This window comes from Candidatus Accumulibacter contiguus (assembly GCF_012940005.1).
GTDB lineage: Bacteria > Pseudomonadota > Gammaproteobacteria > Burkholderiales > Rhodocyclaceae > Accumulibacter > Accumulibacter contiguus.
The window spans coordinates 21,392-31,244 of record NZ_SPMX01000044.1; the positions used below are offsets into that span (position 1 = coordinate 21,392).

9 protein-coding genes are annotated in these 9,853 nt (G+C 61.5%); 7 read left to right on the forward strand and 2 right to left on the reverse strand.

The window, feature by feature from the left end; translation table 11 throughout:
- The first annotated feature begins 3 nt into the window (after positions 1-3).
- The gene (locus E4Q08_RS15400; RefSeq protein ID WP_248594943.1) at positions 4-1,224 is read left to right on the forward strand and encodes an MFS transporter; all 1,221 of its coding nucleotides are present in this window, start codon (positions 4-6) and stop codon (positions 1,222-1,224) included.
- A gap of 88 nt (positions 1,225-1,312) precedes the next feature.
- The gene (locus E4Q08_RS15405) at positions 1,313-4,750 is read left to right on the forward strand and encodes an EAL domain-containing protein (protein ID WP_169071030.1); all 3,438 of its coding nucleotides are present in this window, start codon (positions 1,313-1,315) and stop codon (positions 4,748-4,750) included.
- Positions 4,751-4,788: 38 nt separating this feature from the next.
- Here the strand turns inward: E4Q08_RS15405 and mutY are convergent, their stop codons facing one another.
- On the reverse strand, positions 4,789-5,844 hold the full coding sequence (mutY, locus tag E4Q08_RS15410; protein ID WP_034916249.1) for an A/G-specific adenine glycosylase: 1,056 nt from the start codon (positions 5,842-5,844) through the stop codon (positions 4,789-4,791).
- Positions 5,837-6,184, reverse strand: coding sequence for a hypothetical protein (locus tag E4Q08_RS15415; protein WP_169071031.1), 348 nt, complete (start codon positions 6,182-6,184; stop codon positions 5,837-5,839). The genes mutY and E4Q08_RS15415 overlap by 8 nt, the downstream gene beginning before the upstream one ends.
- A 27-nt stretch (positions 6,185-6,211) precedes the next feature.
- Here E4Q08_RS15415 and E4Q08_RS15420 point away from each other — a divergent pair, with 27 nt between their 5' ends.
- From E4Q08_RS15420 to E4Q08_RS15440, 5 genes are all read left to right on the forward strand, one after another.
- On the forward strand, positions 6,212-6,790 hold the full coding sequence (locus tag E4Q08_RS15420) for a flavin reductase family protein (protein WP_169071032.1): 579 nt from the start codon (positions 6,212-6,214) through the stop codon (positions 6,788-6,790).
- A gap of 245 nt (positions 6,791-7,035) precedes the next feature.
- Positions 7,036-7,350, forward strand: a complete 315-nt coding sequence (locus E4Q08_RS15425; protein WP_034916245.1) for an H-NS histone family protein — start codon at positions 7,036-7,038, stop codon at positions 7,348-7,350.
- Positions 7,351-7,445: 95 nt separating this feature from the next.
- Positions 7,446-8,447, forward strand: coding sequence for a UDP-glucose 4-epimerase GalE (gene galE / locus E4Q08_RS15430; RefSeq protein ID WP_169071033.1), 1,002 nt, complete (start codon positions 7,446-7,448; stop codon positions 8,445-8,447).
- Between the two features lie 9 nt (positions 8,448-8,456).
- A complete protein-coding gene (locus tag E4Q08_RS15435) occupies positions 8,457-9,275 on the forward strand; it encodes a symmetrical bis(5'-nucleosyl)-tetraphosphatase (RefSeq protein WP_169071034.1) in 819 nt (272 codons plus the stop codon).
- A gap of 304 nt (positions 9,276-9,579) precedes the next feature.
- The coding region (locus tag E4Q08_RS15440) for a hypothetical protein (RefSeq protein ID WP_169071035.1) at positions 9,580-9,853 on the forward strand (274 nt) is incomplete at its 3' end.

Here is a 9,853-nt window from a genome sequence, read left to right on the forward strand (position 1 = left end):
TAAATGATGGCTGGCGAACGCTCTTCGGCCGCGCTGGTACTCACCTTCTGCATCGCCGAGGCATTGCTGATGGCCGGCTTCGCGCTGGTGCCGTCGCTGTTGCCACAACTTTCGCAACGCTGGTTCTTGTCGGCGACCGCAGGCGGCTGGCTGGGCGGCATCTTTTTCCTCGGCTACATCCTCGCCGTACCCGTACTGGTCAGCCTGACCGATCGCATCGACGCGCGGCGCATCTACCTGGCCGGCGCGACCGTGAGCGCGCTCGCGCTGGCCGGCTTCGCGAGCTTCGCCGACGGTCTGGCGAGCGGCCTGGGCTGGTGGTGGCTTGCCGGCCTGGGCCTGGCCGGGACCTACATGCCGGGCCTCAAGGCGCTGACGGATCGGCTGCCGGTCGCTGTACAAGCGCGGGGCACCGCATTCTACACCGCCACTTTCGGCGTCGGCGCCGGGCTGTCGTATCTCTGGATCGGACTGCTGCAGGGACGGCTGCCATGGCCCTGGCTGTTCGCCATCGCTGCGGTTTGTGCGGCACTGTCGATGCTGCTGGTCTGGCGCGGCATCGCGCCGGGCAAACCCCTGATGGCGACGCAGATCGGGCGCAGCCACTGGCGAAGCGTCGTGGGCGATCGACGCATCCTGGCATTCTGTGGCGGCTATTTCGGTCACAATTGGGAGCTCTTCGGCTTCCGGGCCTGGCTGGTCGCCTACCTGACCTGGACGCATGCCCGCACACCCGATTCCTGGACGGCGATGCCGGGATTGATTGCCGCACTCGCGACCTTCCTCGCGGTACCCGCGAGCATCCTCGGCAATGAAGGCGCGCAGCGCTGGGGACGCGCTCGCTGGCTGCAAACCGTGATGCCTTTGTCTGGCGTTCTGGCGATTGTCGTCGGCTTCTCGGGCGGCCAGTCGAGCCGCCTGCTGCTGCCCTTGCTGCTGGTCTACGCGGCGAGCATGAATCTCGATTCGGCCGCGCTGACGGCCGGCCTGCTCACCGAAACCTCTCCCGAAAAACGTGGCACGGCACTCGCGCTGTATTCGTCGATCGGCTTTGCCGGCGCCTGCATCGGACCGATCGCCTTTGGTGTCGCCCTCGATGCCTTCGGCCGCAGCCTGCAGGCCGGCTGGACGGCAGCATTCGTGACGCTGGCCTGTGGCGTCGGCTTTGGACGCTGGGCAATCGGCAGGATCGGCGCCGCGCCTCCACCTGCCCACCTTTCCTGAGCGGACAGGAGACCCGCGTCCGCCCGCAAGCCGATCACTCCCAGGGCGCATCCTTGCCTTCAACGGCAAAGTCTTGCAGTATTCCCCGATGATCCCGGAAAAGACACCCATTCCCGACCGCAGACAGCGCCGGACACTGCTGCTTGGCCTGGCTCTGCTTGTCCTCTGCGTCCTGCAACTGCTGGCTTACCAACTATGGTTGAACTACCAGGAGCAAATCGTCGATGCCGAAACCAAAACCCGCAACTACGCAGCAATCTTCGAGACGCGACTGGACGCCACGCTGCGTCGTACCGATGCCATCCTGCAGGGATTAAGCCGTAGCCTCCCGGCGCAGGCCCTGGCCGGGCAGGCGTCCAGCGCCTACGCTGCGCAACTGAACGACGAACTCGACTCACACCTGCTGCATTTCGATGATCTGGCCGGTCTGCGGGTTTTCGACCGCAGCGGCGATCTGCGGTACAGCTCGGATGGGGCCCATACGGCACCCACCAATGTCGCCGACCGAGATTACTTTCGCTTCCTGCAAAACCAGCCGCAGTCCGGCCTGATGTTCTCCGAAGTGATCGTTTCGCGCACCACAGGCCGGCCCAGCCTGATCATCGCCCGCGCACTGCAGGATCCGCATGGCGTTTTTCTCGGCATCGTCACCGCAGTGCTCGACCTCGATCGCCAGGTGGAAATATTTCGCTCGGTCGATGTCGGCAGCAATGGCATCATCTCGTTTCGCCGCAGCGACGATCACCGGCAGGTCGTGCGCTGGCCATCGGTGCCAGGCAAGATGAACCAGGAACTCGATCCGGGTCATCCGCTTCGACCGCCGATGGCCCGCGGCGACAGGACGGGAACCTTGCACTTCGCCTCCCAGACCGACGGCGTGCAACGGATTTACAGCTTTCACCGGCTCGAACACTACCCTTTCTATTTCATCATCGGCGTCAGCTTCGACGATGTCCTCGCCGGCTGGCGAACACGCGCGCGGGTGGTGGGCGCTTGCGGTTTCCTGCTGCTCGCGCTATTTGCCGCGCTGCTGCTGCGTCTGTGGCGAAGTGAAGCACGCGAGGCACAGGTCGTCGCCGACCTGGTCGACAGCGAACGGCAGCAACGCGACAACGGCAAGCGACTCCAGATATTCGAACGCCTGGTAGAAAACGCCGGCCAGGGCATCGGCATGGCGCATCCCGACGGGACCATGACCTATGCCAACCCGGCGCTGCGCCGCCTGCTCGACCTGCCGGCGAACGCCGCGTACAACGATTATTCGTTCAATCAGTTCTATACCGGAGAGAACCGCCGAAGATTACGGGAGGAAGTGCTGCCGGCGGTTCTCCAGGCGGGCCAGTGGACAGGTGAGCTGGAATTGTCTTCGCTGGACGGGCGCAGCATCCCGGCCATACACACCCTGTTCGTCGTCCGCAACGCCGCCGGCGAAACGCCGATCATCGCCAACGTGCTCGCCGACATCTCCGAACGTCGGCAGGCCGAACAGGTATCGCGGCTTCTGCTGCAGGCGGTCGAGTATAGTCCGGTGGCCATTGTCATCACCAGTCGCAATGGCGAGATCGAGTACGTCAATCCCAGCTTTACCCAGGTGACGGGTTTTTCCCGGAGCGAAGCCATTGGCCAGAACACGCGCTTCCTGAAATCCGGGGAAACCCCTCCCGAAACCTATCAGCAAATGTGGCAAACCCTGCTCGAAGGTAAGGTATGGAACGGGATTCTGCACAACCGGCGCAAGAACGGCGAATTGTTCTGGGAGCAGACGAGCATTTCGCCGGTATTTGGCGATCACGGCGAGGTAACGCATTACCTGGCCGTGAAGGAAGACATCAGCGATCGTCACGTCACGGAAACCCGCTTGCGTCTGCTGGCCGGAGTATTCGAACACAGCGCCGAAGCGATCATGGTCAGCGACCGCGACAACCGCATCCTGGAGGTCAACAAGGCCTTCTGTCGCCTCACCGGCTATGCCGCCGACGAGGTACGCGGCGAGAACCCGCGCCTGTTGTCGTCGGGGCGCTCGCCTCCGGAGGCGTACCACGCCATGTGGCAGTCGATCAACAGCAGCGGCCACTGGCAGGGCGAGATCTGGGACCGTCGCAAGGATGGCAGCGTCTACCCGAAATGGCTGTCGATCTCGACCATCTGCGGATCCGACGGCAACATTGAACACTACATCGGCAGCTTCGTCGACATCTCCGAGCGCAAGGCGGCCGAGGAAAAGATCAGCCACCTCGCGCATTTCGATACCCTGACCGATCTGCCCAACCGCTCCAACCTGCAGGGCCGGCTCGAGCAGGCCCTGGCCGCGGCACGACGTGACAGCCTGCACCGCCCGCTGGCGGTGATGTTTCTCGATCTCGATCGTTTCAAGAATATCAACGACACTCTCGGTCACCACGTTGGCGATTCGCTGCTGCTGGAAGTTTCGAAACGGTTGATGGCGAGCGTGCGCGAAAGCGATGTGGTGGCCCGCCTGGGCGGTGACGAGTTCGTCGTCGTCCTGACCGGCGCTGATGCCATGGCCGCCGAACGAGTCGCCGGAAAAATCCTCAGGGCCCTGTCGCAACCCTATCACCTCGACGGACAGAGACTGCACACCACCTCGAGCATCGGCATCGCCGTATTCCCCGGCGACGGGGAAAGCGTCGATATTCTCATGCGCAATGCCGATGCGGCGATGTATCACGCCAAATCAGCCGGGCGCAACAACATGCAGTTTTTTACCGCGAGCATGAACCAGGCCGCCAGCGACCGGCGACAGCTCGAAGAAGATCTGCATCTGGCATTGCAGAAAAACCAGTTCGTCCTGCATTACCAGCCACAGATCGATGACCTGCGCCGCGTTTTTGCTGCCGAAGCGCTGCTGCGCTGGCAGCATCCCGAGCACGGCCTGGTCCCACCCAACCGATTCATCCCGATCGCCGAAGATACCGGGCTGATCGTACCGATCGGGCAGTGGGTGCTGGAAACTGCCTGCGCGCAACTCCAGGCCTGGTCCGTCGAGGCACGGACATGCGATCTACAACTGGCGGTCAATGTCAGCGCACGCCAGTTCCGCCAGGCCGATTTCGTCGATCAACTCCGAAAGGTCATCGAACGCAGCGGCGCCGACCCGCTGCGCCTGAAACTCGAACTGACCGAGAGCCTGGTGCTGGACAACGTGGCCGACACGATCGCCAAAATGAACGTCATCAAGCAGTTCGGCGTCAGCTTCTCGATGGACGACTTCGGCACCGGTTATTCGTCACTGTCTTACCTGACACGTTTGCCGCTCGACCAGCTCAAGATCGATCGGGCCTTTGTCAGCAGACTCCCCGACAACCAGAGCGATGCGGTGATCGCGCAAACCATCGTCACCATGGGCAGCAGCCTCGGTCTCAAGGTGCTGGCCGAGGGGGTCGAAAACGAGGCGCAGCGCCAGTTTCTTGAAAACCATGGCTGTCACGGCTACCAGGGTTTTCTCTTCAGCCGCCCCCTGCCCATCGAGGCCTTCGAACAACTCCTGAACCGGGGCGGGTGCTGACCGGCAAGCATTCGCTCAGGCAGGCGAACTGACCAGGGTCAGCGATCAAGGGACAGCAGCAGCTTCTTGATCGGCGTCGGCAATGCCGCACCAGCGACATCGTCCAGGGGCAGCCACTCGCACCCGTTTTCCCTGGCCTGCAGGCTGATCACCTCGACATCGCAGCGCAGTACCTGGAGGGTCAGACGAAAATGGGTAAACGCATGCGTAATCGGTGGCAGCGCCTGCGTGCCCAGCAGCCGACAGCCCTGGCGTCGGGCAAAGCTTGTGGCCGACTCGCTGATCGCTTCGGGCAAGCACAGCAAACCACCCCAGATACCACTCGGTGGGCGGCGTTCGAGAAACACGCGGCGGCCGTCGCTGAGCAGCAGGACGCTTGTCGTCCGTTCCGGCAGTGCTTTTCTCGGTGTCGGCCTGGGCAGTTCGGCTTGTCTGCCCTCCCGGCAAGCGACACAGACTGGCTGTAGCGGACAAGCGTCGCAAACAGGCTTGCTGCGAAGGCAAATCGTCGCTCCGAGATCCATCATGCCTTGTGTGTAGGCTTCGATGTCGTTTTCCGGGAGCAGCACTTCGGCCAGCGCCCACATCGAGCGTTCCTGCTGTGCCGGTGAATCGCCACTTGCGACCCCGAAGCAGCGCGCCAGTACACGTTTGACATTACCGTCGAGGATCGCGGCCCGACGACCAAAGGCGAAGACGCTGATCGCCGCAGCGGTAGAGCGGCCGATTCCCGGCAAGCCCGCAGTCTCGACGGGATCGGCAGAGAACTTCCCGGCGCGCTCGGTAACGATGGTTTTCGCGCAGCGATGCAGATTGCGGGCCCGCGCATAATAGCCGAGTCCGGACCATAATTCGAGCACGCTTTCGAGAGGTGCTTCGGCCAGCGCTTCAAGCGTGGGAAAACACGCGAGAAAGCGGGCGTAATAAGGAATCACGGTCTGCACCCGGGTTTGCTGCAGCATGGTTTCCGATAACCAGATGCGATACGCGTCACGCGTCTGTTGCCAGGGCAGATCGTGGCGACCATTCGCCATCTGCCAGCGAATCACCCGCATCGAGAAGCTCGGTCTGTCTTCCGGCCGAGCGTCAGCCATGCACTGAGCAGTCTGGAGCCGCCGGCAGCGGGACTGGCCGAGGCTTCCAGGACACGCCGGCGATGGTCGACAATTTCCGGAGATAATCCCCTGCGGACGTCTCGGTAAATATCCGTACGAGAAAGCGCAAATGGCGTTGCTCCAGAATCATCTCGACATGCGCAAGCTGCGCGGAGATAATTGCACCTTTGGCCTGATTGTCGGCAGCGAGCACACTGTCGCGTGCAGCAAACCGACGAGAGTGCGTACAAAAGCTTGCGATGGGTTTTGTACAGGCATCAGCTGGGTCAGTGGCATCGCGGAACTCAAGGATCATTTTACCAACATTGAATCTTAACACGCCTGAATCATGCGTCCGGATCGCCTGATGCGCCTCCCGACTGGCTCTCCGGAATGTCCGGAAGCAGTGTCGACCCAGCTGCCAGACAGAGGTACTGGTCGTGCGCCGGCGGCAAGGGATCTGGTCTGCCGCGACTTTCGTGACGCGCTGGGCAGCTTTGCCACCGGCGTCACCGTGCTGACGACCCTGGCGGCAGACGGTCAGCCGATCGGTGTAACCATCAGCTCCTTCAACGCCGTTTCCCTGGACCCGCCCTTGATCCTGTGGAGCCTCGCATGCGACTCGCCCCGACTCGAAGCCTTCCGCCAAGCCGGCCATTACGCCGTTAATGTCCTGTCCGCCGGTCAGCAGGCCATCTCGGACTGTTTTGCCAGCCGTGACGAGGATCGTTTTGGCACGCTCGACGTCACGGCAGGACTGGCCGGCATACCACTCATCGAGGGCTGCTCGGCGTGGTTCGAGTGCAGCAACGAGGCACATTATCCGGGCGGTGACCACCTGATATTCCTTGGTCGCGTCCAGCGTTTCGCCCGCAGCGAGGCTGGCGAGCCGTTGATTTTCCATGCCGGCCGCTACCGGCATCTGCGCTACGATTCCGGGCAATAGCTCCGACCTTATTCCGCATTATTTCCGTTCAGAGAATTACATCTGTGTTTTATCATCCAGGCAGACAGGATTCTCGCCGTAAAATACGATTTTGCTGCTAAATGAGTGGACTATTTGCAGTATCGCCGGAATGGTTTTACGTTGAGAACACGAATCATCGACCATTCAGCTTGACAAACACCTGACCGCCTATTGCAATTATCCGGCGTTGGTGTATAAGACGTTTTTTTCTCGAGGAGTAGGATATGGCAAGTTATAAGGAACTGCTCGCACAACGTGCGATGCTGGAAAAACAGATCGAAGAAGCTCGGCAGGCAGAGTTGTCGGAAGCGATCAGTCAGGTGAAGCGATTGATTGCCGAGTACGGTTTGACGGCGGCAGACCTTGGCTTCAAGATGGGAGCAATGGGAATAGTTGTCGGAAAGGTCCGGGCACCGGTGGCCGTCAAATACCGCGGCCCGAATGGTGAAACCTGGTCGGGTCGCGGCAAGGCGCCAAACTGGCTGACCCGCCTGGAATCAGAGCAACGGCACCGCGACGAATTCCTCGTTTCTCCGTAAGCAGGGATTGCCTGGGGCATTGTGTTGTCTGATACGGCCAACGATTATCGATGCGCAATGCCCACCATGAAAGCAGACTCCTGGAAAGCTGGCGGATGAACATCCTGGTCACTGGTGGTACCGGCTATATCGGATCGCATGCCTGTGTCGCATTGCTCGCCGCGGGCCACACCGTGACCGTTGTCGATAATCTCTCGAACAGCCGCTATGAAGTGCTCGATCGTGTGGCACAGATTGCCGGGCAACGGCCGCTCTTCTTCCAGGGCGATGTCCGTGACCACGAGCTGTTGCGATCGGTCTTTGCTGCGGCACCGGTCGATGCGGTAATTCACTTCGCCGGCCTGAAGGCCGTCGGCGAGTCGGTCGCGCAGCCTTTACGATATTATGACTGCAACGTCGGCGGCGCCATCGCGCTCTGCGAGGCGATGGCCGAGGCGGCAGTGAAGACCCTGATTTTCAGTTCTTCCGCCACGGTCTACGGCGACCCGGCTTCGGTACCGATCCGCGAAGACTTCCCGCGTTCGGCGACCAATCCCTATGGTGCCAGCAAGCTGATGATTGAAGACATCCTCGCCGATCTGGCGCACGCCGACTGCGCATGGCGGATTGCTCGCCTGCGCTATTTCAATCCTGTCGGCGCGCACGAAAGCGGCCTGATTGGCGAGGAACCGAATGGTGTTCCCAATAATCTCCTGCCCTACGTAGCCCAGGTGGCCGCAGGCAAACGCCCGCAGTTGAGTGTTTTCGGCAGCGATTATCCGACGCCTGACGGCACCGGAGTACGCGATTACATTCACGTGATGGATCTCGTCGAAGGTCACCTCGCGGCACTGAACTACCTGCTCGACAAGGGCGGCCTGCTGACCGTCAATCTCGGCACCGGCTGCGGCTACTCGGTCCTCGACATGGTGCGCGCCTTCGCAGCCGCCAGCGGTCGGCCAGTGCCCTACGCACGGGTGCCGCGACGGCCGGGCGACGTGGCAACCTGCTACGCTGACCCGCAGCTCGCCGCCGACCTGCTCGGATGGCAAGCCCGCCGCGGCATCGAGCAGATGTGCGCCGATGCCTGGCGCTGGCAGCAACACGCAACCGTCTGATCACCGAGCATGGCGACCTACGCAATCGGAGACATTCAGGGCTGCTTCGAATCGCTGCAGCATCTGCTGAAGAAGTGCCGTTTCGACCCAGCAAACGACCGCCTGTGGCTGGTCGGCGATCTGGTCAACCGTGGTCCGCACTCACTCGACACCTTGCGCTTCGTGCGCGATCTTGGCACCGCCGCAGTCACCGTCCTCGGCAATCACGACCTCTATCTGCTAATGGTGGCCGCAGGATCCGGCAGGCGCAGCAAAGGCGATACGCTCGACGAGATCCTCAATGCCCCCGACTGTGCAGACCTGCTGGACTGGCTGCGGCATCGACCGCTGTGCCACTGCGAAGGCGAGTTCTGCATGGTGCATGCCGGACTCTTACCACAATGGACCGTCGCCCAGGCACGTGCGCTGGCGGCAGAGGTCGAGGCAGCGCTCACCGGTCCCGCTCACCAGGATTTTCTGGCCAATCTGTGGGGCAGCGAACCGGCGGCGTGGCACGAAGACCTGCAGGGCTGGCCGCGCCTGCGGGTGATTGTCAACGCGATGACCCGGATGCGCTTCTGTTCGCCCGCAGGAGTCATGGAATTCAAGACCAAGGGCGAGCTGGCCGATGCCCCGCCTGGCCAACTGCCATGGTTTGAAGTTCCCGGCAGGCTCAGTGCCAATGACGTTGTCGTGATTGGCCATTGGTCGGCACTCGGACTGAGGATCGAGCCCAACCTGCTGGCCCTCGATTCCGGTTGTTTCTGGGGTCGTCACCTGACGGCCGTGCGCCTGGACGACCGCGCGCTGTTCCAGGTGGATTGCTCGACCTGCGAAGATACCGCCTGAATCTCTGCAGCATTTTCCCGCGGCGAAGCGCAGACAGACCGGAGGAGCGACATCCCGCTCGAATGGCCGACTAAGCTTCGGTCTAGATCCGGTGTCGAATTTCTTTACACCAGATCGAGCAGCAGTTCTGCCCAAGAAGATAAATAGCCATTTGCATCAAGCTCTTGTATCACAGAGCATGAAACTTGCTTTGCTCGATAAGGGTACTAAGGAACGCCTACGAAATAACTTCCCGTTTTGACTGTGCGCTCGGGCATGCCACTTGCTTGCTTGGTTGTTCTGAAAACAGCAAAGGGAATGCAGCGTGGGCTATTACCGGGAAGACGTAGAGCGGCGAATGAAGGAATTCTATCGGCGACTATCGGAAAAGGATCGTCGCCGGTACGCGGCGGTGGAGTCTGACAAGTTAGGGCATGGGGGCCAGCAGTACATCGCGCAGTTGTTTGAGATCGATCGCAAGACGATCCGACAAGGACTGGCCGACCTGGACATAGCGGAAGAGGCGACGGGGGATAAGCTCCGAAAAAAGGCGGTGGGCGGAAGCGTAAGACTCGACCTGGACGCCCGAATATCGACGA